A 26,108-nucleotide genomic window follows, 5' to 3' on the forward strand; every position below is an offset into this window, starting at 1 on the left:
ACGGCGTAGCAGTAACTTCGACTCACTGTCCGTACCGGAGCCCTTTCCCACATGACGAGCAGCACCGAGACCACCGCCACCACTCCGCAGGTTGCGGTCAACGACATCGGCGACGCGGACGCGTTCCTCGCGGCGATCGACGAGACGATCAAGTACTTCAACGACGGCGACATCGTTGATGGCGTCATCGTCAAGGTTGACCGCGACGAGGTTCTCCTCGACATCGGTTACAAGACCGAAGGTGTCATCCCGAGCCGCGAGCTCTCGATCAAGCACGACGTCGACCCGAACGAGGTCGTCAAGGTCGGCGACGAGATCGAGGCCCTGGTTCTCCAGAAGGAGGACAAGGAAGGCCGCCTGATCCTCTCGAAGAAGCGCGCTCAGTACGAGCGTGCCTGGGGCACCATCGAGAAGATCAAGGAAGAAGACGGCATCGTCACCGGTACCGTCATCGAGGTCGTCAAGGGTGGTCTCATCCTCGACATCGGCCTCCGGGGCTTCCTGCCGGCGTCGCTCGTCGAGATGCGCCGCGTCCGCGACCTCCAGCCTTACGTGGGCAAGGAGCTCGAGGCCAAGATCATCGAGCTGGACAAGAACCGCAACAACGTGGTCCTGTCCCGCCGTGCCTGGCTCGAGCAGACCCAGTCCGAGGTTCGCCAGACGTTCCTCACGACCCTCCAGAAGGGTCAGGTCCGCTCCGGCGTCGTCTCCTCGATCGTCAACTTCGGTGCCTTCGTGGACCTGGGTGGCGTCGACGGTCTCGTGCACGTCTCCGAGCTGTCCTGGAAGCACATCGACCACCCCTCCGAGGTTGTCGAGGTCGGCCAGGAGGTCACCGTCGAGGTTCTCGACGTGGACATGGACCGCGAGCGTGTCTCCCTGTCGCTCAAGGCGACGCAGGAAGACCCGTGGCAGCAGTTCGCCCGGACGCACCAGATCGGGCAGGTTGTTCCCGGTAAGGTCACCAAGCTCGTTCCGTTCGGTGCGTTCGTGCGCGTCGACGAGGGCATCGAGGGCCTGGTCCACATCTCCGAGCTGGCCGAGCGCCACGTGGAGATCCCGGAGCAGGTCGTCCAGGTCAACGACGAGATCTTCGTCAAGGTCATCGACATCGACCTCGAGCGCCGTCGCATCAGCCTCTCGCTGAAGCAGGCCAACGAGTCCTTCGGTGGCGACCCGGCCTCGGTCGAGTTCGACCCGACGCTGTACGGCATGGCCGCGTCGTACGACGACCAGGGCAACTACATCTACCCCGAGGGCTTCGACCCCGAGACCAACGACTGGCTCGAGGGCTTCGAGGCTCAGCGCGAGGTCTGGGAGACCCAGTACGCCGAGGCGCAGACGCGCTTCGAGCAGCACCAGGCCCAGGTCATCAAGTCCCGCGAGGCCGACGAGGCCGCTGCTGCCGAGGGCGCTGCCGCCCCGGCCGGCAGCGCTCCGGCTGCCTCCAGCGGCAGCGGTGGCGGCGGCGGTGGCGGTTCGTACTCCTCGGAGTCCGCGGACAACTCCGGCGCCCTGGCGTCGGACGAGGCCCTGGCTGCCCTGCGCGAGAAGCTGGCGGGCGGCCAGAGCTGACGCTCTGACCCTCCGGCCGGTCATCGGCTGCAGTAGATGAAAGTGAGGCCCGCTCCCTTCGGGGGGCGGGCCTCACTCATGTCCGCGACGGGCGCGCGGAGGCGGCTTACGGGGTGACGGAGATGTTGGTCAGGCCCTTGCCGCCGGTCACCGTGTTGCTGCCGCGGACCGTGGTGGCGCAACTCGTGCTGTAGTTGGTGATGTTGAACGCGAGCTGTTTGTCGCCCTTCGAGCCGGACAGGTCCGAGGTGTTGCCGCGGAAGACGGTCCCGCAGCCCCAGCCGCTCTGCTGGGTGTGCGTCTCGTAGCCGTTGTTGGTCGTACGGGAGCCGTGGTTGCCCTCGACCAGTACGTCGTTGCCCTTCACGTCGACCCAGGAGTCGTCGTAGTTGGCCCCGGTCAGCCCGCTGCCGTCGAAGGTGTTGCCGACGATCCGCGTACCCGTGGTGCCCTCCTTGATGTCGACGTTCTCGCCGCCGACGTCCGGGCCGATCGTGTTGTCCAGGATCTGCACCCGGTCGCTGGTGTCGGAGAGATCGCCCGCCGTGCCGACGTAGACGCCCTCGCCCATGCCTCGGCCGTCGTGCCCGGTGTCGTAGATCCGTGAGTTCTTGATGACGCCGTCGCTGCTGGACTTGCGGAAGTGGACGCCCTCCATGTCGAGGTCGTGCACGGTCACCGAGTCGATGACGACACCGTTGGCGCTGTCGGCCATGATGCCCTTCTGGCCGCCGGAGACGGTGATGCCCCGCACGGTCCAGTACGAGGCGCCGTTGAGGTGCAGTCCGTAGCCGCCGCCGGCCGTGAGGACCGCCCCGGCGGAGCCGGTCAGCGTGATGCGTGCGGAGGCGGTGCCGGGGACGGTCGCCTTGAAGTTGCCGGTGTACGTGCCGTCCGCGAGATGGATCGTGTCGCCGGGGCCGGCCGCGGTGAGGGCCGACTTGAGCTGGGCCGCGGTGCTCACCTCGATGACGGTCGCCGCTCCGGCGGTGGCGGCCGAGGCGAGGATCAGGCCGCCGGTGGCCAGTGCGGTGGACAGCAGGGCGGGGAGCGGTGTGCGGGTGCGCATGGGGGTGCCTTCCCGTCGAAGGATTCAAGATCCAGGGTTCTCGTACGTGAACGTGGGGCGAGTTTCTGAACTTGCTGACCGTGAACGTAGAGACGGAGTGACGCCGTGTCAAGGTCTGGACCATTGCGGGTGAGGGGGACGCGCGAGGGGATGGGGAAGGGCGTGGGACGCACGAGTAACTGACGGCTCGTGACACGTCCTTGCCGTGAACTCGGCGTTCACGGCGCGGTGTTCATTAATCTGAACGTCACTGCCTCGCGGCACTGTGCCCGCGGCTACCTGGGTAAACAGCTCGTGGAGGGGTGCGGCCGGGAATGCCCGTGCCCCTCGGGGCGTTCTTCTTCAGGAACACAAGGAGGAGCGGTAACCGTGGCTGATCCGCAGAGTTTGTACGAATGGGAGCCGAAGGGCCTGGCTGTCGTCGACATGGCGCTTGCCCAGGAGTCGGCCGGCCTGGTCATGCTCTACCACTTCGAGGGGTACATCGACGCGGGTGAGACCGGTGAGCAGATCGTCGACGGTCTGCTCGAATCGCTGCCGCACCAGGTGGTGGCGCGCTTCGACCACGACCGCCTCGTCGACTACCGCGCACGGCGTCCCCTGCTGACCTTCCGGCGCGACCGCTGGACGGCGTACGAGACCCCGACGCTGGACGTCCGGGTGGTCCAGGACGCGACCGGGGCCCCGTTCCTGCTGCTGTCCGGGCCGGAACCGGACGTGGAGTGGGAGAGGTTCGCCGCCGCCGTCGAGCAGATCGTCGAGCGCCTCGGCGTGCGTCTCGCGGTCAACTTCCACGGCATTCCGATGGGAGTCCCGCACACCCGCCCGGTCGGCGTCACCCCGCACGGCAACCGCACCGACCTCATGCCGGGACACCGCAGCCCGTTCGACGAGGCGCAGGTGCCCGGCTCCGCCGAAGCTCTCGTCGAGTACCGGCTGATGGAGGCCGGACACGACGTACTCGGTGTCGCCGCCCATGTGCCGCACTACGTCGCCCGCTCCGCCTACCCCGACGCCGCGCTCACCGCCCTGGAGTCGATCACGGCGGCGACCGGACTGGTCCTGCCGGCCATCGCCCACGCCCTGCGCACCGAGGCACACCGCACCCAGACGGAGATCGACCGCCAGATCGGGCAGGGCGACGAGGAACTCGTCTCGCTGGTCGAGGGCCTTGAGCACCAGTACGACGCGGTGGCGGGCTCCGAGACCCGGGGCAACCTGGTCGCCGAACCGGTGGACCTGCCGTCCGCCGACGAGATCGGCCTCGAATTCGAGCGCTTCCTGGCCGAACGGGAAGGCGACAGCTGACCTCCGGCACGACGACCGCCGATTCCGCCTGTCGGGCCCCGCAGCCCTGGTATTAGGCTGCCGCCCATGCTGAAAGTGGGCCTGACCGGTGGAATCGGCGCCGGCAAGAGCGAAGTGTCACGGCTGCTCGTCGGCCACGGAGCCGTCCTCGTCGACGCCGACCGGATCGCACGTGAGGTCGTCGAGCCCGGCACCCCCGGGCTCGACGCGCTCGTCGAGGCGTTCGGCACCGGGATCCTGGGCCCGGACGGCACCCTGGACCGGCCGAAGCTCGGCTCGATCGTCTTCTCCGACGCCGAACGGCTCGCCGTCCTCAACGCGATCGTCCACCCGCTGGTCGGTGCCCGCTCCGCCGAGCTGGAACGGGCCGCGAGCCCCGGCTCCGTGGTCGTCCACGACGTTCCCCTCCTCACCGAGAACGGCCTCGCACCCCTGTACGACCTCGTCGTCGTCGTCGACGCCGCGCCCGGGACCCAGCTCGACCGCCTCGTGCGACTGCGCGGGATGACGGAGCCGGACGCCCGTGCCCGGATGGCCGCGCAGGCCACCCGCGAGGAGCGGCTCGCCGTCGCCGACCTGGTCATCGACAACGACGGACCGGTCGAGGCGCTGGCACCGCAGGTCCGTGAGCTCTGGTCGGAGCTGGAGCGGCGGGCCGCGGCCGGCTGACCCCGGAGCCGGTGCGGCGCCGCCCGGACCGGAATACCGGACCCCGGAGCGACGTTCACGCCGAGGTGGCCGAGGGAAGGATGCGACTGTGCCCGAGAGGAACCCGGAAACCCACGTCATAGACTTCCGCGCGGCCGAGCAACTGCTGGCCGCGCGTGATCCCCGGGGTGCCGTGAAGCTGCTCGACTCGGTGATCGCCTCCCACCCGGAGAACACCGCCGCCCGGCTGCTGCGCGCCCGTGCCTTCTTCGCGGCCGCCCAACTGCGCCCCGCCGAGCTCGAATTCGAACTCGTCCTGGAACGGGAGCCGGACAACGCCTTCGCGCACTTCGCGCTGGCCCGGACCTTCGAGCGGGCCGGCCATCCGGAGCGGGCGACCCGCCACTTCAGGCTGGCGGCGGCGCTCGACCCCAACCCGGAGTACCTGAGGGCCGCCCGCTTCGACACGGAGGGCTGAGCGGCTGCCGGGGGGTGACCTCCGTGCCCGTCATGCCCCTGGCCCGTCCGCGTCGTCGGGCCCGCGGTCAGTCCCCGGACCACCGCCGTTGCCCGTGGTCCGCTCCGTGCGGCGGGACGGTGCGGCCCGGCTGGTAGCGCGGGCCCTGGTGGATGCGGTGGACGATCACGGCCAGATCCACCAGCACCAGGACGAGCAGCACACCGCAGGCGGCCGCCCACCCCGGGCGGCCGGTCAGAGCGAATGCCGTCAGGCCGAGGACGGCCCAGGCCAGGCCCCATACACTCAGCCAGAGCCGCAGTCGCAGAGAACTGCGTGCAGTCGTCGGTTCACTACCGGTACGCATAGCCATCGCCTCTCCTACCAGCATGGACCCGCGACGGCGGAACGCGGCGGACCGGCGAGAGACGCGGACCGACACGAGAGGATGGGGGCGGCGGCGATGAGTGGCACGGCATGGGGGAACGACTCCGTCCGAAGGGCCCGGGTCCGGGGGTGCCTGCTGGGCGGGGCGATCGGGGACGCGCTGGGCAATCCGGTGGAGTTCCTGTCGCTCGCGGGCATTCGGCGGGCCCACGGAGAGCGGGGCGTACGCGGCCTCACGGCCGACGAGGACGGGGCGGTCGGGCGCGTCACCGACGACACCCAGATGACGCTCTTCACGGCCGAGGGGCTGATCAGAGCCCACTCCCGGGCCATGGCCAGGGGAATCGGCGGCGCCGAGACCGCCGTCGTCAGGCACGCCTATCTGCGCTGGCTCGACACCCAGAACCACCCCGCGCCGCCCGCCCCCGAAGGGGACGACATCGTCCGCACCGGCTGGCTCAGGCAGCAGCCCTGGCTGTACGCGCGGCGGGCCCCCGGCAACGCCTGCCTGACCGGGCTCGCGGCCGGGTACACCCCCGACCCGAGGGCCCCGCTCGGCGAGCCCGGCCCGGTCAACACCGGCTCCAAGGGATGCGGCACGGTGATGCGCTCCGCCCCCTTCGGTCTGACCGGCCCGCACGCGGAGGCCGGCTTCGGGCTGGCCGCCCGCTGCGCGCAGATCACCCACGGTCACCTCACCGGCGCCTACGCGGCCGGCGCGCTCGCGGCGATCGTCACCCACCTCCTGGACGGCGACTCCCTGTCCGGGTCCGTGCTGCGGGCCATGGAGCTGCTGGCCCGCCACCCCGGGCACGAGGAGACGACCGCCGCGCTCCGGGCGGCCTACGAGCTGGCCGCCCAGGGCGCCCCGAGCGCGGAGAAGGTGGAGTCGCTCGGCGCGGGCTGGGTGGCCGAGGAGGCGCTCGCCATCGCCGTGTACTGCGCACTGGTCCTGCCGGGCGCAGGTCAGGTGGACGAGGCCCTGCTGCTCTCCGTCAACCACTCCGGCGACAGCGACTCCACCGGGGCCGTCTGCGGAAACCTGCTCGGCGCCCACCACGGTGACGTACACCTCCCGCCGGCCTGGCTGGTGCGCACGGAAGGGCGGGCGGTGATCGCCGAGTTGGCCGACGACCTCTCCCTGGAGTTCGAGCACACGGTCGAGTGGCCGGCCGGCCGCTACCCGGGGTGCTGATCCGGGCCGAGGCGCGGGTCAGCCGGTCAGCAGCTTGGCGCGCAGGGCGCGTCGGCTGCCGCATCCGCCGCATCGACCGGCTGACCGGGCCTCTCCCCGGCCCGCCCCGCCGACCTCAGCACCTCAGCGCCGCCCTGGTCGCACGCCGCTCGGTGTGAGGGACGCGGACGTGAGACTGAGCGTCTGAGCCGGCCCTTTGGCGCTTGAGCTGGCCCGTCTGAGCGCCGGTGTCGGCCCGCGGGGTAGCGGCTGCTCACCCTCGGCCCCGGCAGCCGGCCGAACCTGTTTATGCTCACACCCATGGCACTCGAATGGGAACAGATCATCGTCGACTCCTCCGACCCCCTCGCCCTCGGGCGCTGGTGGGCCGAGGCTCTCGGCTGGGTTGTGGTCGACGAATCCGAGGAGATCATCGAGATCCGGCCCGAGCCGGACCGGATGCCGGGGCTGCTCTTCGTGCCTGTCCCCGAGGGCAAGACGTCGAAGAACCGGCTCCACCCCGACTTCCGCCCCGACGATCAGGAGGCCGAGGTCGCCCGGCTGCTCTCCCTCGGTGCCCGGCGCGCCGACACCGTGCAGGACGAGCAGCACTGGGTGACCCTCCTCGACCCGGAGGACAACGAATTCTGTGTCCTGGGCGAGCGGAAGAGCTGAGCGGGGCCGGGCAGCCGTTCGGGCGGAGGTGCCGGAACGGCGCTTCCGGCCTTCTCGGCGATTGAGCGTTCCACTTGGCGAAACGGGCCAACTGAGCCGCTCAGTCACAGAACGGCTCGTGGCCGAGGTTTCGGCCGGGTTCGGCTCGGTCCGGTACGGGAACGGCCTCCAGGGACGGTTCGTTCGGCGTACATGAGCGGACAGCTGATACGTGAGGGCTATTCAGGGACCGGTCCCGGCGCGATCACCCCGGACGGCTGCGCGGTGGAGCTCTACACCCGGCTGTCCGTCGGCAGCGAACCGGACGTCATCGCCGCGGCCGTCCCCGCCGGATCGAGGATCCTGGAACTGGGCTGCGGGGCGGGCCGGGTGACGCATCCGCTGATCCGCCGCGGGTTCGACGTCACCGCGGTGGACGAGTCGGCGCAGATGCTGGAGAAGGTGCGCGGCGCGCGTACGGTGCAGAGCCCCATCGAGGCCCTGGAGCTCGGTGACGAGACGTTCGACGTGGTGATGCTCGCGTCGTTCCTGGTGCACACGGGCGATCACCGGGTGCGGGACGGACTGCTGCGGAGCTGCCGGAGGTACGTGCGCGACGGCGGGGTGGTGCTCATCCAGCGCGAGGGGCCGGACTACCACACCGGACTGCCGAGGGAGCGTGTCGAACCGGCCGGGTACACCCTGCGGATCGTCTCCTCGCAGCCGGTCGGGGACGGGGTGCGCTCGGTGCGCGCCGAGTACGAGTTCGACGACGCCCAGTGGTCGCAGACGTTCCTGTCACGGCCGCTGTCGAAGGAACAGTTCGAGGAGTATCTGGCGGCGGCCGGACTGGGCGTGGACCGCTATCTCACGGATGACGGCGTCTGGGTGCGGGCCGTGCCCCGTTAGCGGGGCACGGCCGGCCGGGGCGGTGGCCCGGGATCAGTGCACCGTGCTGAAGCTGCGCCAGGGCAGCGAATCGGGCGCCCGCACGTCGGAGAGCGTGGTGGCGAGGTAGGTCGTACCCGGTCCGGTGCAGTCCCGCGTGCGGTACAGGATGATGTCGATCAGGGTCCCGTTGTCCACTTCCTTGGCACCCGCGGGGGCGAGCGGGTGGCAACCCAGCACCGAGGGGCTGTTCACCATGATCACGGCCTCCCGCTCGGTCGTGTAGGTGACCGGACCGACCGCGGTCCGGCCGAGGCCCGAACAGCCCGCGACGGTGAGGGTCAGGAGGGCGGTCCCGGCTGCGATGCCGAAACGGCGGCGTCGGTTGTCGATCACGGGCATGGGCGGGTCCTCGTCTGTCTCGTCCGGCTCATCCGTACGCACTCCGGCACGTACCCCCGTACGCCACGGGGGTACGTGCTCACGCTGGTCACCTTGCCCGCTCGCCGCCCGCCCGGCATCCGGGAGGCGGCCGGGCGGGCTACAGGCGCACGGAATGCACGGAACACGCGGAATGTGTGGACAGGGGTTCGACTGACGCCCGTACCAGGCATACCGTGGTATTAGCGCCTTATCCGGCGTGGAGTGAGTGTTCCGGTGTTTCCGGCTGGCAGGGGGCCGTCATGGTCCAGGAGCTTTTGATCGCTTTGGTTGTGGTGGTGCTGGCGGGTGTCGCGTACATGGCGTCCGCCGCCCGGGTCGTCAAGCAGTACGAACGGGGTGTGGTTCTCAGGTTCGGCCGGCTCCGTAACGACGTACGAGGGCCTGGATTCACCATGGTGCTCCCCGGTGCGGAGCGGCTGCGCAAGGTCAACATGCAGATCGTGACGATGCCTGTGCCGGCCCAGGACGGGATCACCCGGGACAACGTCACGGTGCGGGTCGACGCGGTCATCTACTTCAAGGTGGTCGACGCCGCGAGCGCCGTCGTCGAGGTGGAGGACTACCGGTTCGCCGTCTCGCAGATGGCGCAGACGTCGTTGCGTTCGATCATCGGTAAGAGCGATCTGGACGATCTGCTGTCCAACCGGGAGAAGCTGAACCAGGGCCTGGAGCTGATGATCGACAGCCCCGCGGTCGGCTGGGGCGTACAGATCGACCGGGTGGAGATCAAGGACGTCTCGCTGCCGGAGACGATGAAACGCTCCATGGCGCGCCAGGCCGAGGCGGACCGTGAGAGGCGGGCCCGGGTCATCAACGCGGACGCGGAACTCCAGGCGTCGAAGAAGCTGTCCCAGGCAGCCGCGGAGATGTCCTCCCAGCCCGCGGCACTCCAGCTGAGGCTGCTGCAGACCGTGGTGGCGGTGGCCGCGGAGAAGAACTCCACACTGGTGCTGCCGTTCCCGGTGGAGCTGCTCCGCTTCCTGGAGCGGGCACAGCAGCCGACAGCGCCGCCGCAGGGCGCGCAGGGCGCGCAGGCCGTACAAGGCGCGCAGGGCGCGCCGCCTGTGGAGCCCGTGGCGTCGTCGTCGGCGTCGGCGCCCGAGTCCTCGGCCGATTCCTCACTTGAGGCCTCACCTGAGTCCTCGCCGGCGTCCTCGCAGGCTGAGACGCAGTCCGCGGAGCCCGAGTCCGAGTCCGAGCCCGCGCCTGAGCCCGAGTCCTCGTCCGCACCCCCGTCTCCGTCTCCGTCGCAGGGGTCGGCGCGGACGGCTCGCACGCCCAAGCCCGCCCCGCCTGCCGCGAGGCCCCGGCCACGCCCCAACGGGTCGAAGCCGCTCGCCAGGCACTGAGGCCGCCGCCCACGGGCCCGCCCGCCGTACCCCGTCCGAACCGAGGGGGCGGCGCCGGGCCCGTGGTCGGCTGTCATACCCCCCGCCTAGACTCGCGAGTCAGAGGGATCCGGTGCCGGTCAGGTGCCGGGGACAGCGGGCACAGAGCCCGTGACCAGGGATTCGAGCACGAGGGGAGGGGCCGGTGGCCATCGCATCACCACCGCAGGACGCGGCCGTCGGCCGCCTGCTGCGCTGCGCAGCGGTCTTCCTCCCCGCAGCGCTCCCCAGGGAGGGCCGCATCGCGTTCTGGGACCCGGAAGGGGCCCCGCTCCCCGGCCTCGGTGACACGTCCGGCAGCGGCTCGGCCTCCGGTACGGGCTTCCCGGCCGGTAGCGACGAGCGGGTCTCCGAGATCACCGTCGTCCGACGGCACGGCGGTCAGGGCGACGTCCGCCGTCACACCGTGCCGGCCCTCGTGCTGTCCATCGCCGACGCCGTACCCCTGCTGGCCCGCGCCAGGCACCAGCAGTCCGCCCACCCCGCCACCCGCTGCTGGGGCGCCGCCACCCTCCACGCGCTCCATCTGGTGGCCCGCGGCCGGATGCTTCCCGGCCTGACGCCCGACGATCACGATGCCTGGCGGGCCGGTCCGCGCGCCGCGGAGGACGTCGCCCATCTGCGCGCCGTCGCCGCGGCCATGCCCCCCGAGGGGTACGCGGTGCCGTTCCCGGACCGGACGCCCCTCCAGGTTCCCGATCCCGAGCCGCTCATCGCCTCCTTCCTCGACGCGGTGGCCGACACCCTGCCCCGCACCCCCGCGGCGGCGTTCGCCATGGGGGCGCCCTTCGCCGCCAGGGAGGCCCAGCACCTCCCCGGCGCCCGGGAGTGGGCCGTGGCGGTCGCGGCCGGGCTGGACGCGGGCGTACGGGTGTCGCTGCGCCTGGACCTCTCCGCGTACGAGCTCTTCGACACAACGGATTCCGCCGGCACGACCGGTTCCGACTTCGGCTTTGACTCCGACTCCGGCTCCGGTTCCGGTTCCGGTTCCGGCGGTCCGGCCGCCGCGCGGCACGCCGCCGCGGCCATCACCCAGGTGCACAGCCTCGCCGACCCGACCTATGTCGTCGACGCCGCCGCGCTGTGGACCGGCGGGGCGGGCGAGCCCTTCGGCCCGCGGGCCCGGGTCGATGCCGTGCTCGCGCTGCGCCGCGCCGCCCGCGTCTGGGCCCCGCTGGAACGCCTCCTCGACCAGCCCGTCCCCGATGTACTGGCCCTCACAGAGGACGAGCTGTACGAGCTGCTGAGCGATGCCGGGGCCCGGCTCTCGGCCGCCGGGGTGAGCGTGCACTGGCCCCGGGAGCTGGCCCGTTCCCTCACCGCGGCCGCCGTGGTCCGGCCCGCGCCGGGCACCGCCACCGACGGCACGGCGTTCTTCGACGCCGAACAGCTCTTCGCCTTCAACTGGCAGCTCTCGCTGGGGGACCAGCAGCTCACCGAGGCCGAGATGGACGTGCTGGCCGAGGCCCACCGGCCCGTGGTGCGGCTGCGCGACCAATGGGTCGTCGTCGACCCCGCGCTCGTCCGCAAGGCACGCAAGCGGGAGCTGGGCCTGCTCGACCCGGTGGACGCCCTCGCCGTCGCCCTGACCGGCAGCGCCGAGGTGGACGGCGAACAGGTCGACGCCGTGCCGGTCGGCGCGCTCGCCGCGCTCCGCACCCGCATCGTCGACGACGAGACCACCGTCGCACCGCCGCCCGGCCTCAACGCGACGCTCCGCGACTACCAGTTGCGCGGGCTGGCCTGGCTGGACCGGATGACCTCGCTGGGCCTCGGCGGCTGCCTCGCCGACGACATGGGCCTCGGCAAGACGATCACCCTCATCGCCCTGCATCTGCACCGCGCCCATCGCGCGCCCACCCTGGTGATCTGCCCCGCCTCGCTGCTGGGCAACTGGCACCGGGAGATCAACCGCTTCGCCCCCGGCGTACCCGTGCGCCGGTTCCACGGCACCGACCGCACCCTCGCCGAACCCGACGGCGGCTTCGTCCTCACCACGTACGGCACGATGCGCTCCAGCGCGGCCGAACTGGCCGCGCACAGCTGGGGACTGGTCGTCGCCGACGAGGCGCAGCACGTGAAGAACCCGCACTCCTCGACGGCGAAGGCGCTGCGTACCATTCCGTCCCCGGCCAGGGTCGCCCTGACCGGTACCCCCGTCGAGAACAACCTCTCCGAGCTCTGGGCGCTGCTCGACTGGACCACGCCCGGACTGCTCGGCCCCCTCAAGGCGTTCCGGGCCCGGCACGCCCGGATCGTGGAGAACACCGGCACGGCGGCCGGGATCGGCAACGACGAAGCGGTCGAGCGGCTCTCCAGGCTGGTGCGCCCCTTCCTGCTGCGCCGCAAGAAGTCGGACCCGGGTATCGCACCCGAGCTGCCGCCCAAGACGGAGACCGACCACCCCGTCTTCCTCACCCGCGAGCAGGCCACGCTCTACGAGGCCACGGTGCGCGAGACCATGGCGTACATCGAGGCGTCGGAGGGCATCGCCCGGCGCGGCCTCATCATGAAGCTGCTGGCCTCGCTCAAGCAGATCTGCAACCACCCCGCGCAGTATCTGAAGGAGGAGCCGACCCGGCTCGTCGGCCGCTCCGGGAAGCTCGCCCTGCTCGACGAACTCCTCGACACGATCCTCGCAGAGGACGGCTCCGTCCTCGTCTTCACCCAGTACGTGACGATGGCCCGGCTGCTCTCCGCGCACCTCACCGCACGGGCGATCCCCTCCCAACTCCTGCACGGCGGCACACCGGTGCCCGAGCGGGAACGGATGGTGGACCGCTTCCAGTCCGGCGAGGTCCCGGTGTTCCTGCTCTCCCTGAAGGCGGCGGGCACCGGACTGAATCTCACCCGGGCCGCCCATGTCATCCACTACGACCGCTGGTGGAATCCGGCCGTCGAGGAACAGGCCACGGACCGCGCCTACCGCATCGGGCAGACCCAGCCCGTCCAGGTGCACCGGCTGATCGCCGAGGGCACCGTCGAGGACCGGATCGGCGAGATGCTGCTGGCCAAGCGCGCCCTGGCCGACGCCGTGCTGGGCGCCGGCGAGACCGCGCTGACCGAGCTCAGCGACCGCGACCTGGCCGATCTCGTCTCCCTCCGGAGGCCGTCATGAGCCCCCGCCCGCACTCTCTGCCGTCCGCCCGCGACCCTCGTCCCGTCGCCCGGTCCCGGCCGGGCCCCGACGACCTGCGGCGGACCTTCGAGGCGGTGCCCGCGCGGACGTCCGGCGACGACGAGCCGTTCGCGGACAGCTGGTGGGGCCGGGCGTGGGTGGCGGCGCTGGAAGCCCTCTCGATGGACGCGGCGAGACTCGCCCGCGGCCGTGCGTACGCCGACGGCGGGCACGTCGCCGCGGTCACCGTCACCCCCGGCCGGGTCGTCGCCTATGTGCACGGCAGCCGCCCCCGGCCCTACCGTGCCGAACTGCGGCTGCGCACCTTCACCGACGCCGACTGGGACACCTTCCTCGCCGCGGTCGCCGCCAGCCCCGGCCACCTCGCCGCACTGCTCACCAAGGAGATGCCGCACTCCCTGGCCGACACGGCGGCCGCCTCCGGGGTCGCGCTGCTCCCCGCGGCCGACGACCTCGACCCCAGCTGTTCCTGCCCCGACCACGGCTGGCCCTGCAAGCACGTGTCGGCGCTCTGCTACCAGATGGCCCGGCTCCTGGACGCCGATCCGTTCGTCCTGCTGCTGCTGCGCGGCCGGGGCGAGCGCGAACTCCTGGAGGACCTGGGCCACCGCAACGCCGCGCACTCCGCACGGGAGCGGCCCGAGGCCCCCGCCGCCCCCTCCGTACCGGCGCAGGACGCGCTGGCCTGCCGCTTCCTGCCTCCGCTGCCCGCCCCGTTCCCGGTGGAGCCGCACCCCGGGCAGCCGCCCGCGTACCCGAGCCTGCCCGGCAGCCGGGACCCCCTCGCCCTCGACCAGCTCGCCACGGACGCGGCGGCACGGGCCCACGCCCTGCTCACCACCGGCCTCGACCCGCTCGCCGGGCTCACCCCCTGGCAGGACGCGGTCCGGCTGGCAGCGGCCCGGCCCACCGCGGGGCTCACCGCCACCACCCGCGCCCTCTACCGCGAACTGGCGTCCGCCACCGGCCGTAACACCACCGACCTGGCCCGCGCCGTCGCCGCCTGGCGCCAGGGCGGGGCCGAGGGGCTGGATGTCCTGGAATCGCAGTGGGACCCCCCGGCCGGCCCGTTCGACCGGGCCCGCCCGGCCCTCGCGGCCGCCGGCTTCCCCCGCTTCCAGCCCTGGCGCAACCACCTCACCCACCCCGGCGGCACGCTCCAGCTCCGCTTCGGCCACGACGGCCGCTGGTACGGCTACGAGTCCGACCCGGGGCAGGACGAGTGGTGGCCGCGTGCCCTACCGGACTCCGACCCGGTGGGCGCGCTCCTGGAGCTCAGCGGCGGCTGACGGGTCAGCCCTTCAGGAGCAGCAGCAGACCGATCAGCACGACGGCGACGATCGGCAGCACGATCAGCCGCCCCCTGCGGAACGACTCGTCCTCCTGCTGCGCCAGCCCGCGCCCGGCCCCGTGCGCGGAGGCCAGGTGCTCCCCGGCCATGTCGATGATCCGCTCCGTGGTCAGGAGCGAGGGCCGCCACTCGCAGTGCGCGCAGACCAGGAAGTCGCGGTACGGGTCGTACCGGAAGTCCCGCTCGATGTTGACCGTGAAGACCTGCCCCTGCTCGGTCGTGGCGGTGAAATGACGTATCGCGGCGCCCATGCGGCCTGCTCCCTGTCGATCGATGTCCGGCACTCCCGCCGCACCCCGGTCCGTCCAGCGCCTCCGGTGCGGCAAAAACCGCTGGTGCGGGCCGTGTTGCTGTTGCTAGCTTCCTGGACGTGGCGAAACTCAATCAGATCATCGCAGTGGAGAAGGGCGTCAAGTCCAAGGCTCACCAGGACCTGACGGCGGCGCATCACGGCCTCCAGAAGGCCGGTCTGCTGGCCGGGATCTCCCGGACCTACCGGCCGAAGGACGAGGAGGGCGAGCAGTTGCCGCCCGAGTCGACACCGGTGCAGATCAAGGCCGAGGACGTGCTGCGCGAGACGGCGAAGACGCTCACCCGGCTCTTCGACGTGACCGCCACCAAGGACTGGGCGAACTGCGCGGCCCGCGCCGACATCTCGGTCGACGGCCGGGTGCTGGTGACCGGCGTTCCGGTGTCGTATCTGCTCTTCCTGGAGAAGCAGCTCACGGACATCACCACCTTCATCCGCAAACTGCCGGTGCTCGAGGCCTCGGAGGCCTGGGCCCAGGACCCGTCCACCGACTCCTGGAAGACCGAGCCGGTGCGGACCCTGCGCACCAAGAAGGTGCCCCGCAACCACGTGAAGGCGGAGGCCACCGAGAAGCACCCGGCGCAGGTCGAGGTGTACTACGAGGACGTGCCGATCGGCTACTGGACGACCGTGAAGTTCTCCGGGGCGCTGCCCGCACGGCGGATCAACGAACTGACCGACCGGGTCGAGAAGCTCCAGCAGGCCGTCAAGTTCGCCCGCGAGGAGGCCAACGGCGTGGACGTCACGGACCAGCGGGTGGGTGATGCGGTCTTCGGTTACCTCTTCGGGTGACCGACCATGGAATCCCCGGCGGCGGTCGAAGCCGCCGGGGTGCGCGAGGAGCGCAAAGCTGAAACTGAAGTTTGTCGTGACGACGCGGTTCCGGTGGAGGTTCGAGTCCTCCCCCCGGCACTTCCGTACTTCTTACGGATGCGGGCCGGGGTGGCCCAACTGGCAGAGGCAGGCCGCGATCAATCTCAGACTCCTGCTCCAGACTCAGCATGCGCCACCTATCGCCGAATCGACCGGGCCCGTGCCCGTGTGCGTCGAGATGCCGGTTCGACTCCGGCCCGTGGAGCTTCGGTCCGCGGTGGTCCAAAGGCAGGACACGACGACATAAAACTGACACGGGACCTTAAAAGTGTCGGCGTGCCGTACAGGTGGCATCACAGGGCTCGGGGGTCGGCTACACCCCCGGGCCCGCTCCCGTTTCCGGGCCGGTGGGCCGTCATGCCGCGCGGAGCGAGACCCCGCGTCCGGCGAAGAAGCGCTCGAACTCGGCCAGCGGAAGCTCCGCCGACCGGGTCGCGGCCGTCGTGCCCGACGGATTGTGGAAGTGGACGCCCGTGCCGTCGGCCGTACGGGACGTCAGGAGCACCAGGTGCCCGCCCCGTCCCGGTGCGGGCTGCCGCGGGTGGCGGATCGCGTAGTGCACGGAGGCCATGACGGACCGGCCCTCGTCCAGCAGCGCCGGGATCTCCGCGGACGAGAGGTGCCGGTGGACGGTCGCGTCGAGGCCGTGCCGCTCGCGTACGTACGTGGCGAAGGGGGCGTAGACCAGGCCGCGGATCGCACCGTCCGGGTCCTCGGTGTACGCGCCGTACCCGAGCGCTCCGTCGCGCAGCGCGAAGAGGGGCGGGGCGTCGGCGCCGAGTGCCATGCGCAGACAGGTCATCCCGCACAGATGGCCCGCCCAGCGCGCGTACTCCGCGGGCGACTTCGCGCCCGAGTCCGCCCACGCGGGGTCGGTGGCCGGGTCGAGCCCGCCCTCGACGATCGCCCCGACGAGCCCGAACGAGGCGAACTGGGTGTGGACCGGGACCGGGCAGGTGGGGCAGGTGGGGTGGCTCACGATCGGTATCCGTTCATCTCCGGCGTCCGGTCACTGCCGGTACCCGGTCAGGAAGCGGCCGATCCGGCTGATCGCCGCGTCGAGATCGTCAGCGTACGGGAGGGTCAGGATCCGGAAGTGGTCGGGCCGCGGCCAGTTGAAACCGGTGCCCTGCACGACCTGGATCTTCTCGCGCAGCAGCAGGTCCAGGACGAACTTCTCGTCGTCGACCAGGGGATGAACCTTCGGGTCGATGCGCGGGAAGGCGTACAGCGCGCCCCTGGGCTTCACGCACGACACCCCGGGGATCTCGTTCAGCTTCTCCCAGGCGAGGTTGCGCTGCTCGTACAGCCTGCCCCCGGGCGCCACCAGCTCCCGGATCGACTGCCGGCCGCCCAGCGCGGCCTGGATCGCGTACTGCGCCGGGGCGTTGGGGCAGAGCCGCATGGAGGCGAGCATGGTCAGCCCCTCCAGATAGCTGCGCGCGTGCCGCTTCGGGCCCGACACCACCATCCAGCCCGAACGGAAGCCGGCCACGCGGTACGTCTTGGAGAGGCCGCTGAACGTGAGGCAGACCAGGTCGGGGGCGAGGACGGCCACGCTGTGGTGCTCGGCGTCGTCGTAGAGGATCTGGTCGTAGATCTCGTCGGCGAACACCATCAGACCGTGCCTGCGGGCCAGGTCGAGGATGGATTCGAGGACCTCGCGCGGGTAGACGGCACCGGTCGGGTTGTTCGGGTTGATGATCACGACGGCCCTGGTCCGGTCGGTGATCTTCGACGCCATGTCGGCCAGGTCGGGGTTCCAGTCCGAGGCCTCGTCGCACATGTAGTGCACGGCCTTCCCGCCGGCCAGGGTCGTCACCGCGGTCCACAGCGGGTAGTCCGGGGACGGGATCAGCACCTCGTCGCCGTCCTCCAGCAGGCCCTGCACCGCCATGGAGATCAGCTCGGAGACCCCGTTGCCGAGAAAGATGTCGTCCACGCCGACGTCGGTGAGTCCCATCGCCTGGTAGCGCTGCGCCACGGCCCGGCGGGCGGAGAGGATGCCGCGCGAATCGGTGTAGCCGTGGGCCTGCGGGAGCATCCGGATCATGTCCTGGACGATCTCCTCCGGCGCCTCGAAACCGAACAGCGCCGGGTTGCCCGTGTTGAGGCGGAGCACGCTGTGGCCCGCCTCCTCCAGGGCGTTGGCGTGCTCGATGACCGGACCCCGGATCTCGTAACAGACCTCGTTGAGCTTGCTGGACTGGCGGAACTCCATGCGGTGCCTCCCCGACCCGACTGTGATACTTGGTTTTACCAAGCTTGAGCTTGGAAAGTCCAACAACATGTCTAGACTGCGTCGTATGCCACGTCAGCAACAGCCCGCGCCCCGACCGGCCCGCCGCCGGAGTTACGACCAGTTCTGTGCCGGCGCCCGCGCGCTGGACGCCGTCGGCGACCGGTGGACGCTGCTGATCGTCCGTGAACTGCTGGCCGGTCCGCGCCGGTACACCGATCTGCACGCCGACCTCCCCGGCGTCAGCACGGACGTCCTCGCCTCCCGGCTCAAGGACATGGAGCAGGGCGGGCTGGCCACCCGTCGCAAACTGCCGCCGCCCGCCGCCGCCTCGGTGTACGAACTCACCGAGCGCGGCCACGGACTGCTGCCCGTCCTGGCCGCACTCGCCGAATGGGGCGCGCCCGCGCTCGCGGAGCGGCGGCCCACGGACGCGGTCCGGGCGCACTGGTTCGCGCTCCCGCTTCTGCGCGCGCTGGACGGACCCGGCGGGCCGACTGGTGACGGGGTGCTCGATGTGCACCTCGACGAGGGCGAGTTCCACGTCCGTACGGGAGTACGGGAGGCCGGCGGCGCTGTCTACGGGGACGGTCCGGCCGCCCGCGCCGATGCGCGCATCGTGCTCGACGCCGAGCTCTGCCTCGCGCTGGGGCGCGGCGAGGTGACGTTCGCGGAGGCGGTGAAGGACGGGCGGATCGAGGTGTCGGGCGAGGGGCCGCTGGCCGCGGAGCTGCGTGGCGCATGACGGCGACGGCGGGACGGTTCGCCCGGCCGACACCTGGGTAGCGTCGGGGCATTTGGGATGTCAGGGACACCTGTGACGCCCGTGACACTGACGCAGAGGAGTGGCCCATGAGATCCGGCAGACAACAGGCATGGCTGGGGCGGACGGGACGGCAAGGGCCGGAGGGCCGACAGGGGCCGCGGGGGCGGCTGGGCAAGGCTCTTGTCATCGGGGGCTGTGTGGCGGCGCTCGGCTTCGTGCCGTCGGCGGCCGTCGCCACCCCGGGCAGTGGTGTGACCGGCACCGTCGTCGCGGAGGGCACATCGCCGGGCAAGCTGAAGGTGAAGACGCCGAAGGGCCGTACCGACGTCACCTTCCGGAAGATCACCGTCGAGCCCGGCGGCTCCACCGGCTGGCACACCCATCGCGGTCAGCTGATCGCGGTCGTCCAGCAGGGGACGCTGACGCGCACCCTGGACGACTGCTCGGTCGAGGTGACCCCCGCCGGAACGTCCTTCATCGAGCCGTCCGGGGCCAAGCACCGCCACATCGGACGCAATCTGGGGACCGAGCCCGTCGTCCTCTGGGTGACCTATCTGCTGCCCAAGGGCAGCGAACTCTCCGACGACGCCGACGCCGTGGACTGCGGAAGGAAGGGCGGCAGGAAGAGGTGAAACAGGGCTGAGGCCCGCCCCTGTCGTCCCGTCCGGCCACCGCGTCGGCGGGTGCCGACCGTCAGCGGGCGAGCGTCTCCCCGTAAGCACCGAGGCCGCCGGTCACCAGCCCGTCCCGGAACGTCAGCACCTCGTACACCCGGCCGCCGATCTGGTTGCGGTAGTCGATCACCAGGGTGTCGACGCTCACCCGGACGTCCATCACCTCGAACTTCAGGTCGGGGATGAGTTCGAGCCCGCGCGCCCAGTACGCGCGCAGCTCGGCCTTGCCGCGCACGGTGCCGGAAGGGTCGCCGGTGAACCGGGCGATCATGGGGGAGCTGAAGGTCACGTCGTCGTGATAGTGCGTCAGGACGCGTTCCAGGTCGTGGGAGTTCCAGTCGTCCTGCCACTGCGCGGCGAACGTGCGGGCGAATGCGAGGTCCATGAGGGCAAGCGTACGAGGCGGGGGCGAAGGGGTGGCAGGCCATGAGTGAAGAAGGTCGCGAGAGCCTGGACCCGGTGCGCCGGGCCGCGTTGGCGCGGGAGCTCCTGCGCGCGCTCCGCTCCCACTGCGCCGGTTCGCGGGCGGAACCGAGGGGTTCGCTCGCACGGGGGACCGCCGACGCGTACAGCGACATCGACCTCCTCTGGACCGTGCCCGACGGGCGGTTCGACGCCTGTGTCGCCGCCGTCCCGGATCTGCTCGGCACGGTCCGCGGCGTCGCCTCCCTGCGCGTCGACCCCGAGCTGGGGAACTCCCGCAAGAGGCGGCTGCTCTTCGTCGACTTCGACCGGCTGCCCCTCTTCTGGCGGCTGGACCTGGAGGTCGTCGCGCTGTCCGTCGCCGGCCGGCCCGGCTACGACCAGGACAATCCTGCGGCGCGCCGCGACGACTGGTCGAGGCCCGCCAGCGCGCTCGCCAACGCGGTCGCCGCGGTGAAGGCGGTGCTGCGCGGCCGGCCGCAGACCGCCCGGGGCCTGCTGGAGCGCGGCTTCGCCCGCATCGGGGCGGTGGACGCCGTCACCGGTGACTGGTTCGCCGACATCACCCGCCTCGCCGAGGCCGCTGCCGCGATCGAGCCGGCCCGGGGACCGCTCGCCGAGCGCGTCGTGCGGCTGGCGCAGGACCATCGGGCGGACCTTAGCTGACGGGCCCTGCCCGCGCGGCCCGGGGGATGCGGACAGCCTCGCCGCGACGGGGCGATGATGGACGCGTGCGATTCGAAGCGATCACCTGGGAACGGCTGGCGGACGCCCTCGCCGCGCACGCCGACGCGCTGAAGCCGTCCGACGGCGGGCCCTGGCTCAAGGTCGCCGTCGACGGGGCCCCGGCCGCCGACACCGGTGAGCTGGCCGAGTCGGTCGCACAGGCGCTGCGGCTCCGCGGCCGGGCCGTGCTCCCGGTGTCCACCGAGGGATTCCTGCGGCCCGCCAGCCTGCGGTACGAGTACGGGAAGCAGGACCCCGACTCGTACTTCGGCAGCTGGTTCGACACCGGAGCGCTGTGGCGTGAGGTGTTCGGGCCGCTGGAGCCGGGCGGCAGCGGGCGGGTGCTGCCCGACCTCTGGGATCCGGCGACGGACCGGGCCACCCGGAGCCCGTACCGGCTCCTGCCGGAGGGCGGGGTGCTGGTGATGCACGGGCCGTTGCTGCTGGGGCACTGGTTCCCGTTCGACCTGAGTGTCCACCTGCGGCTGTCGCCGGGTGCGCTGCGGCGGCGCACCGAGGAGGGCGAGCAGTGGACGCTGCCCGCCTTCGCCCGGTACGAGGACGAGGTGGCGCCCGCCGGGAGCGCCGACGCGGTCGTCCGGGCCGACGATCCGCGCCATCCCGCCTGGACGGGGCTGCGGCGGGACGAGTAGCCGAGAGGCCTCGCGCGGGGGCGTATTGCTGCCCGGGTCGTTTCGAGCCGGTGCCGTGGCCAAGCTGGGTGAGCTCGACAAGCAGCTCGCCGACATCCTCCAGGAGCAGGGGATCGCCGCGTCATGAGCCTCGACCAGGCGGAACCGGCCGCCCCTGCGGCGGCCGTACCCTCCCCGCGGAAGACGGGCCGCCGGGACGGCGGGGCCACCGGTTTCCTGGGGAGCAGCCGCAGAGCGGGCCGGTGGTGGACGCCCTGGCTGTTCCTCGCCCCCGCTCTGCTCCTCTTCCTGTACTTCAAGTTCATCCCCATGGCCAACGCGCTGACCATGTCCTTCCAGGAGGTCCAGCCCTACCTGGGAAACAAGTGGGTCGGCACCGAGAACTACGCCACCGTGCTCCAGTCCCACGGATACCGCGAGGCCGCGTGGCACACCGTCCTCCTCGCCGCCGGGCAGACGGCCGGCTCGATGGCGCTCGGCCTCTCCCTCGCCCTGCTGATGGAGGGGCAGAGCCGCCGGCTGAAGGTCGTGCGCTCCGCGGCGTTCCTCCCGGTGGTGCCGATCGCGGTCGTCGCCGAACTGTGGCGGATCATGTACCACCCGACCGGGGACGGCATGCTCAACTCCCTCCTCGGCCTGGTGGGGATGGACCCGTCGGGGTTCATCAACGACCCCGACACCTCGATGGCCTCCATCATGCTCACCGGCATCTGGCGGGGCGCCCCCTACGACATGATGATCATCCTCGCCGGTCTGACGAGCGTGGACCGCGGGTTGTACGAGGCGGCGAAGGTCGACGGCGCGTCCAGGCGGCAGCGGGTGTGGCACGTGACGGTGCCCGGACTGCGGTCGGTGTTCTCGATCCTGTTCATCCTCGCCGCGATCCGCGGACTGCGGGTGTTCACCGAGGTGTTCCTGCTCACCAACGGTGGACCCGACGGTTCCACCGAGGTCGTCATGACCCTCATCTACAAGCTCGGGCTGGAACAGAACCGGCTCGGTGTCGGAGCGGCGGGAGCGGTCCTGCTGTTCGTCGCGACGCTGATCCTGACCGTCGTCGTCCAACTGCTGCGGCGGAGGGAGAGCAAGTGAGTGCGCAGACCGAGACCGCGCTGGGCCTGACCGAGAGCCGGAGCGCCGGCGGCCGGATCCTGAGGGCCGTCGTCCACCTGCTGGTCCTGATCGTCTTCGCGGGGCCCCTGCTGGCCCTGCTCGTCAGCGCTTTCGGGCACGTCAAGGACCCGACACAGCTGAGCGTCATCCCCTCGGGCATCACACTGGACAACTTCAGGATCGCGTTCGACCAGGGGGTGCTCACGTACCTGCTGAACTCGTTCCTCGTGGTCGGCGGCGGGCTGCTGCTCCAGGTGGCCGTCTCCGTCCTGGCCGGGTACGCGCTGGCCAGGAAGGTCTTCCCCGGAGATGACGCTGGTGCTCGTCGCCGTCCTGGCGACGCTGATGCTGCCCGAGGAGATCCTGGCGCTCCCGCTGTCCCTGATCCTCTCCGACCTGCCGGTCCTCCACTTCAACCTCATCGGTACCCTGGCCGGAATGATCGTCCCGCTGGGCGCCTGGGGTTTCTCCATCCTCGTGATGACCGAGTTCATGAAGGACGTGCCGCGCGAACTCGAAGAGGCCGCCCGCATCGACGGCGCGGGAGACCTGCGGATCTTCGCCCAGATCATCCTGCCGATGTGCAAGCCCGCACTCGGCGTCATCGGGGTCTTCGGCTTCACCATGATCTGGGACCAGTACCTGCTGCCCCTCCTCGTCTCCACCGACTCCTCCTCCCTACACGCTCCCGCTGGCGCTGCGGACCCTGCGGATCGACCCCGCGGTCACCCCCGGAGTGGTGATGGCCGCCTCGCTGCTGGCCCTGCTGCCCTCCGTGATCGTCTTCCTGTTCTTCCAGCGCTCCTTCGTCAGCGGTCTGTCCTCCGGCGCGCTGAAGGGCTGACCCCGCGGCCCGCGCCCCGCCCTCGCACGACACCGCCCGACGTACCCGCCCGCCGACCACCGTCCCCGTACGACCGTCCCCGACGCGCACCGCGCACCCACCGGACGCCGATGAGAAGGAGCGATTCCCCATGACCCCGAGCGCCGACACCCCGCAGGCCCAGCCGTCCGGGAGCCAGGATCCCCAAGGGGCCCCGGAGGCGGCCTGGTTCACCGCCGCCCGGTTCGGCATGTTCGTCCACTGGGGGCTGTACTCCCTCGCCGCGCGGCACGAGTGGGTCAAGAACCGGGAGAAGCTGACCGACGAGCAGTACCAGGTCTACTTCGACCACTTCGACCCCGACCGCTACGACCCGGTCCAGTGGGCCAGGGCGGCCAAGGCTGCCGGGATGCGTTACGTCGTCCTCACCACCAAGCACCACGACGGTTTCTGCCTGTGGGACAGCGCCCTCACCGAGTACAAGGTCACCAACACCCCGCACGGCCGCGACCTCGTCGCCCCGTTCGTCGAGGCGTGCCGCGCCGAAGGGCTCAAGGTCGGCCTCTACTACTCGCTGATCGACTGGCACCACCCGTCCTTCCCGGTGGACGGCACCCACCCGCAGCGCGACGACGAGGAGTTCAAGGCCGCCAACGCGGACCGCGACATCCGCGACTACCAGCGCTACCTGCACGGCCAGGTCCGGGAACTGCTGACGTCGTTCGGGCGCATCGACTACCTGTTCTTCGACTTCTCCTACGCCGGGCGCACCTGGTGGGGAGGCAAGGGCCCCGACGACTGGGACTCCCCGAAGCTCCTGGAGACGGTCCGGGAACTCCAGCCGCACGTCCTCGTCAACGACCGGACCGGCCTTCCCGGGGACTTCGTCACCCCCGAGCAGTACCAGCCCTCCGGCCCGATGACCGACAACGGGCGTCCCGCGCTCTGGGAGGCCTGCCAGACGCTCAACGGAAGCTGGGGCTACGACCGCGACAACCTCGACCACAAGAGCGCCGACCTGCTGATCCGCATGCTTGTCGACGGGGTGTCCAAGGGCGGCAACCTGCTGCTCAACGTGGGCCCCACCGGCCGAGGCGATCTCGACCCGCGCGATGTCGCGATCCTCGGCGAGATCGGCCGCTGGACGGAGCTGCACGAGCGGTCGGTCCGCGGCTGCGGCCCGTCCCCGTACACACCCCCCGCCGACTGCCGGTACACCCAGCGCGGCGACCGGCTCTACGTCCACCTGTTCGCCTGGCCGCCCCGCCATCTGCACCTGCCGGGCCTCGCCGGCCGGGTGCGTTATGCCCAGCTGCTGAACGACGCGTCCGAGATCATCCCGGTCCACATCGACCCGGACCGGCCCGCGGCCAACACCGAGATGGGCGGCCAGCCCGCCGGAACGCTCACGCTCCAGATCCCGGTCCGCCGCCCCGACACCCCCGTCCCCGTCATCGAACTGTTCCTGGGCACCCCGGCCGACCGCTGATCCCGACCGCTGATCCGCAGCCGGAACAGGCTCCGTCCACCACACTCACGGAGGCACCATGCAACGCCGCACGTTCCTCAGGAGCACGGCGGTGGCCGCACTGGCCGCCGTACCGCTCACCACCTCGCTGTCGGGGAGCGCGTCGGCGGCCGACATCCCGGTCGCCACCCTGGCCCAGCTCCAGAGCGCCATCAACAGCGCCGCCCCCGGTGACCGGATCGTCGTGGCCGACGGCACCTACACGGTCCCGTCGGGAAGCGCGATCAACATCACGGGCAAGAACGGCACCGCCGCCGCACAGATCACCATCGTCTCCAAGACCCGCGGCGGCGCCGTACTGCGTGGCGAACGCGGCTTCGTGCTCAGCGGTTCGAGCAACATCACCCTCAGCGGCTTCTCCTTCCGGCAGAGCACCACGATGGAGATCCCCGCGAACTGCTCGGCGATCCGGCTGACCCGCAACGACTTCCAGCTCGCGGACACCGGCGACCCGTACTGGCTCGCCGTGCGGGCGGACGACACGAAGATCGACCGCAACCACTTCCACGACAAGACCACCGCGGGCATCTTCATCGTCGTCGACGGCTCCGGCCCGACCGCCATGGCCCAGAACCTGCACATCTTCCGGAACCACTTCTCCGACCACAGCTTCACCGGGGCCAACGGGGGCGAGCCCATCCGCCTCGGCGTCAGCAGCCGGGCCCTGTCCGGAGCCCACGCCGTCGTCGAGTACAACCTGTTCGAGCGCTGTGACGGCGACCCCGAGGCCATCTCGGTGAAGTCCTCGGACAACACCATCAGGTACAACACCATCCGCGACAGCCGCGGCGGCATCGTGCTGCGCCACGGCAACCGTTCCGTGGTGGAGAGCAACCACCTGATCGGAGGCACGGACGGGGTACGCATCTACGGCAACGACCACAGAATCGTCAACAACTACCTCAGCGGGCTGTCCGGCAGGGCCCTGGTGATCGGCAGCGGCACCACCCGTGACCACAACTCCGGTGAGACGGAGGACGAGCGGCGGGGCAACGACGCCTGCGACCGCGCGGTGATCGTGCACAACTCCCTCATCAACAACACCGGAATGCTCTCGGGCGAGACCCGGGCGTACGAGCCGCAGGGTGTGACCGTCGCCGACAACCTGCTGGTCGGCGACTCGGGCAGCCTCGTCGCGATGGGAGCCACCTCCGGCTTCACCTGGCAGACCAACCTGCTGTGGGGCGCGGCCGGAAACGGCAACATCCCCTCCGGGGGCTTCACCCGGGCCGACCCGCTGCTCAGCCAGGGCGCGGACGGTGTGCTGCGGCTGTCGTCGGGCAGCCCGGCGATCGGCGCCGCCACCCTGAGCGGCGCCGCCGTCGCCGAGGACATCGACGGGGACCGGCGCGGCAGCGTACGGGACATCGGCGCCGACGAGTACGCGACGACTCCCGCGCTCCGCCACCCCCTCACGGCGGCGGACGTGGGTCCGAACGCGGCCTGAGCGACCCCGGTGACGGGGCACCGACCAGTCGGCCCGGTCCGCCCGCCCCGT

At 71.2% G+C, this 26,108-nt stretch carries 26 protein-coding genes and 1 tRNA gene; 20 read left to right on the forward strand and 7 right to left on the reverse strand.

Annotated features, from left to right (window positions below; translation table 11 throughout):
• Positions 1–51 precede the first annotated feature (51 nt).
• Positions 52–1,575 (forward strand): 30S ribosomal protein S1, encoded by a 1,524-nt coding sequence (rpsA, locus tag ACIQM0_RS08210; RefSeq protein ID WP_363021459.1) that lies wholly within the window; start codon positions 52–54, stop codon positions 1,573–1,575.
• A 106-nt stretch (positions 1,576–1,681) separates the two neighbouring features.
• Here rpsA and ACIQM0_RS08215 read toward each other — a convergent pair whose 3' ends face one another.
• Positions 1,682–2,644: a right-handed parallel beta-helix repeat-containing protein gene (locus ACIQM0_RS08215; protein ID WP_401284562.1), complete on the reverse strand. Its 963-nt coding sequence runs from the start codon at positions 2,642–2,644 to the stop codon at positions 1,682–1,684.
• Between the two features lie 369 nt (positions 2,645–3,013).
• Here ACIQM0_RS08215 and ACIQM0_RS08220 point away from each other — a divergent pair, with 369 nt between their 5' ends.
• The 3 genes from ACIQM0_RS08220 to ACIQM0_RS08230 all read left to right on the forward strand — a co-directional run bounded on the left by ACIQM0_RS08220 (position 3,014) and on the right by ACIQM0_RS08230 (position 5,078).
• A complete protein-coding gene (locus tag ACIQM0_RS08220) occupies positions 3,014–3,952 on the forward strand; it encodes a PAC2 family protein (RefSeq protein WP_363068403.1) in 939 nt (312 codons plus the stop codon).
• A gap of 66 nt (positions 3,953–4,018) precedes the next feature.
• On the forward strand, positions 4,019–4,621 hold the full coding sequence (gene coaE, locus ACIQM0_RS08225) for a dephospho-CoA kinase (protein WP_401284565.1): 603 nt from the start codon (positions 4,019–4,021) through the stop codon (positions 4,619–4,621).
• 88 nt (positions 4,622–4,709) lie between these two features.
• Complete coding sequence (locus ACIQM0_RS08230) at positions 4,710–5,078, forward strand: tetratricopeptide repeat protein (RefSeq protein ID WP_362953781.1); 369 nt, start codon at positions 4,710–4,712, stop codon at positions 5,076–5,078.
• A gap of 67 nt (positions 5,079–5,145) precedes the next feature.
• Here the strand turns inward: ACIQM0_RS08230 and ACIQM0_RS08235 are convergent, their stop codons facing one another.
• Complete coding sequence (locus tag ACIQM0_RS08235) at positions 5,146–5,430, reverse strand: DUF6343 family protein (RefSeq protein ID WP_401284568.1); 285 nt, start codon at positions 5,428–5,430, stop codon at positions 5,146–5,148.
• Positions 5,431–5,520: 90 nt separating this feature from the next.
• Here ACIQM0_RS08235 and ACIQM0_RS08240 point away from each other — a divergent pair, with 90 nt between their 5' ends.
• The 3 genes from ACIQM0_RS08240 (at position 5,521) to ACIQM0_RS08250 (ending at position 8,181) form a co-directional block, all read left to right on the forward strand.
• Positions 5,521–6,639 (forward strand): ADP-ribosylglycohydrolase family protein, encoded by a 1,119-nt coding sequence (locus ACIQM0_RS08240; protein ID WP_401284570.1) that lies wholly within the window; start codon positions 5,521–5,523, stop codon positions 6,637–6,639.
• Positions 6,640–6,939: 300 nt separating this feature from the next.
• Positions 6,940–7,293, forward strand: a complete 354-nt coding sequence (locus tag ACIQM0_RS08245) for a VOC family protein (RefSeq protein ID WP_401284572.1) — start codon at positions 6,940–6,942, stop codon at positions 7,291–7,293.
• 192 nt (positions 7,294–7,485) lie between these two features.
• Positions 7,486–8,181, forward strand: coding sequence for a class I SAM-dependent methyltransferase (locus tag ACIQM0_RS08250; RefSeq protein WP_401284574.1), 696 nt, complete (start codon positions 7,486–7,488; stop codon positions 8,179–8,181).
• Between the two features lie 33 nt (positions 8,182–8,214).
• On the opposite strand, the gene ACIQM0_RS08255 is transcribed toward ACIQM0_RS08250, so the two are convergent.
• Positions 8,215–8,562 (reverse strand): hypothetical protein, encoded by a 348-nt coding sequence (locus tag ACIQM0_RS08255; RefSeq protein ID WP_401284576.1) that lies wholly within the window; start codon positions 8,560–8,562, stop codon positions 8,215–8,217.
• 281 nt (positions 8,563–8,843) lie between these two features.
• Here ACIQM0_RS08255 and ACIQM0_RS08260 point away from each other — a divergent pair, with 281 nt between their 5' ends.
• The 3 genes from ACIQM0_RS08260 to ACIQM0_RS08270 all read left to right on the forward strand — a co-directional run bounded on the left by ACIQM0_RS08260 (position 8,844) and on the right by ACIQM0_RS08270 (position 14,420).
• Complete coding sequence (locus ACIQM0_RS08260; protein WP_401284579.1) at positions 8,844–9,953, forward strand: slipin family protein; 1,110 nt, start codon at positions 8,844–8,846, stop codon at positions 9,951–9,953.
• A gap of 184 nt (positions 9,954–10,137) precedes the next feature.
• Positions 10,138–13,110 carry a DEAD/DEAH box helicase gene (locus tag ACIQM0_RS08265; protein ID WP_401284582.1) on the forward strand — a complete coding sequence of 991 codons (2,973 nt, stop codon included), beginning with the start codon at positions 10,138–10,140 and terminating at the stop codon, positions 13,108–13,110.
• Positions 13,107–14,420: an SWIM zinc finger family protein gene (locus ACIQM0_RS08270; protein ID WP_401284584.1), complete on the forward strand. Its 1,314-nt coding sequence runs from the start codon at positions 13,107–13,109 to the stop codon at positions 14,418–14,420. Before ACIQM0_RS08265 ends, ACIQM0_RS08270 begins: the two co-directional genes overlap by 4 nt.
• A 4-nt stretch (positions 14,421–14,424) precedes the next feature.
• On the opposite strand, the gene ACIQM0_RS08275 is transcribed toward ACIQM0_RS08270, so the two are convergent.
• Positions 14,425–14,733, reverse strand: a complete 309-nt coding sequence (locus tag ACIQM0_RS08275) for a hypothetical protein (protein ID WP_401284586.1) — start codon at positions 14,731–14,733, stop codon at positions 14,425–14,427.
• A gap of 119 nt (positions 14,734–14,852) precedes the next feature.
• Here ACIQM0_RS08275 and ACIQM0_RS08280 point away from each other — a divergent pair, with 119 nt between their 5' ends.
• The gene (locus ACIQM0_RS08280) at positions 14,853–15,584 is read left to right on the forward strand and encodes a hypothetical protein (RefSeq protein ID WP_401284589.1); all 732 of its coding nucleotides are present in this window, start codon (positions 14,853–14,855) and stop codon (positions 15,582–15,584) included.
• A gap of 33 nt (positions 15,585–15,617) precedes the next feature.
• Positions 15,618–15,704: transfer RNA gene (locus ACIQM0_RS08285), tRNA-OTHER, on the forward strand.
• A 316-nt stretch (positions 15,705–16,020) separates the two neighbouring features.
• Here the strand turns inward: ACIQM0_RS08285 and ACIQM0_RS08290 are convergent.
• Positions 16,021–16,644, reverse strand: a complete 624-nt coding sequence (locus tag ACIQM0_RS08290) for a peptidase (RefSeq protein WP_401284592.1) — start codon at positions 16,642–16,644, stop codon at positions 16,021–16,023.
• Positions 16,645–16,674: 30 nt separating this feature from the next.
• Positions 16,675–17,886: a pyridoxal phosphate-dependent aminotransferase gene (locus tag ACIQM0_RS08295; RefSeq protein WP_401284594.1), complete on the reverse strand. Its 1,212-nt coding sequence runs from the start codon at positions 17,884–17,886 to the stop codon at positions 16,675–16,677.
• Positions 17,887–17,971: 85 nt separating this feature from the next.
• Between ACIQM0_RS08295 and ACIQM0_RS08300 the strand changes: the two genes are divergently transcribed.
• Together ACIQM0_RS08300 and ACIQM0_RS08305 are read left to right on the forward strand one after the other, a co-directional pair.
• Positions 17,972–18,649: a winged helix-turn-helix transcriptional regulator gene (locus tag ACIQM0_RS08300; RefSeq protein ID WP_401284596.1), complete on the forward strand. Its 678-nt coding sequence runs from the start codon at positions 17,972–17,974 to the stop codon at positions 18,647–18,649.
• 107 nt (positions 18,650–18,756) lie between these two features.
• Entirely contained in the window at positions 18,757–19,302 is a 546-nt protein-coding gene (locus ACIQM0_RS08305) for a cupin domain-containing protein (RefSeq protein WP_401284599.1), read from the forward strand.
• Between the two features lie 61 nt (positions 19,303–19,363).
• On the opposite strand, the gene ACIQM0_RS08310 is transcribed toward ACIQM0_RS08305, so the two are convergent.
• A complete protein-coding gene (locus ACIQM0_RS08310; protein WP_401284602.1) occupies positions 19,364–19,729 on the reverse strand; it encodes a nuclear transport factor 2 family protein in 366 nt (121 codons plus the stop codon).
• Between the two features lie 41 nt (positions 19,730–19,770).
• On the opposite strand from ACIQM0_RS08310, the gene ACIQM0_RS08315 reads away from it, so the two are divergent.
• From ACIQM0_RS08315 to ACIQM0_RS08340, 6 genes are all read left to right on the forward strand, one after another.
• Positions 19,771–20,433, forward strand: coding sequence for a nucleotidyltransferase domain-containing protein (locus tag ACIQM0_RS08315; protein ID WP_401284605.1), 663 nt, complete (start codon positions 19,771–19,773; stop codon positions 20,431–20,433).
• Positions 20,434–20,498: 65 nt separating this feature from the next.
• Entirely contained in the window at positions 20,499–21,146 is a 648-nt protein-coding gene (locus tag ACIQM0_RS08320; protein ID WP_401284608.1) for a uridine kinase, read from the forward strand.
• 123 nt (positions 21,147–21,269) lie between these two features.
• The gene (locus tag ACIQM0_RS08325; RefSeq protein WP_401284611.1) at positions 21,270–22,238 is read left to right on the forward strand and encodes a carbohydrate ABC transporter permease; all 969 of its coding nucleotides are present in this window, start codon (positions 21,270–21,272) and stop codon (positions 22,236–22,238) included.
• A gap of 330 nt (positions 22,239–22,568) precedes the next feature.
• Positions 22,569–23,237 carry a carbohydrate ABC transporter permease gene (locus ACIQM0_RS08330; RefSeq protein WP_401284614.1) on the forward strand — a complete coding sequence of 223 codons (669 nt, stop codon included), beginning with the start codon at positions 22,569–22,571 and terminating at the stop codon, positions 23,235–23,237.
• Positions 23,234–24,571, forward strand: a complete 1,338-nt coding sequence (locus ACIQM0_RS08335) for an alpha-L-fucosidase (protein ID WP_401284617.1) — start codon at positions 23,234–23,236, stop codon at positions 24,569–24,571. Before ACIQM0_RS08330 ends, ACIQM0_RS08335 begins: the two co-directional genes overlap by 4 nt.
• Positions 24,572–24,629: 58 nt before the next feature.
• Entirely contained in the window at positions 24,630–26,057 is a 1,428-nt protein-coding gene (locus tag ACIQM0_RS08340) for a polysaccharide lyase 6 family protein (RefSeq protein ID WP_401284619.1), read from the forward strand.
• Positions 26,058–26,108 lie beyond the last annotated feature (51 nt).

It is taken from the genome of Streptomyces sp. NPDC091387 (assembly GCF_044756945.1).
GTDB lineage: Bacteria > Actinomycetota > Actinomycetes > Streptomycetales > Streptomycetaceae > Streptomyces.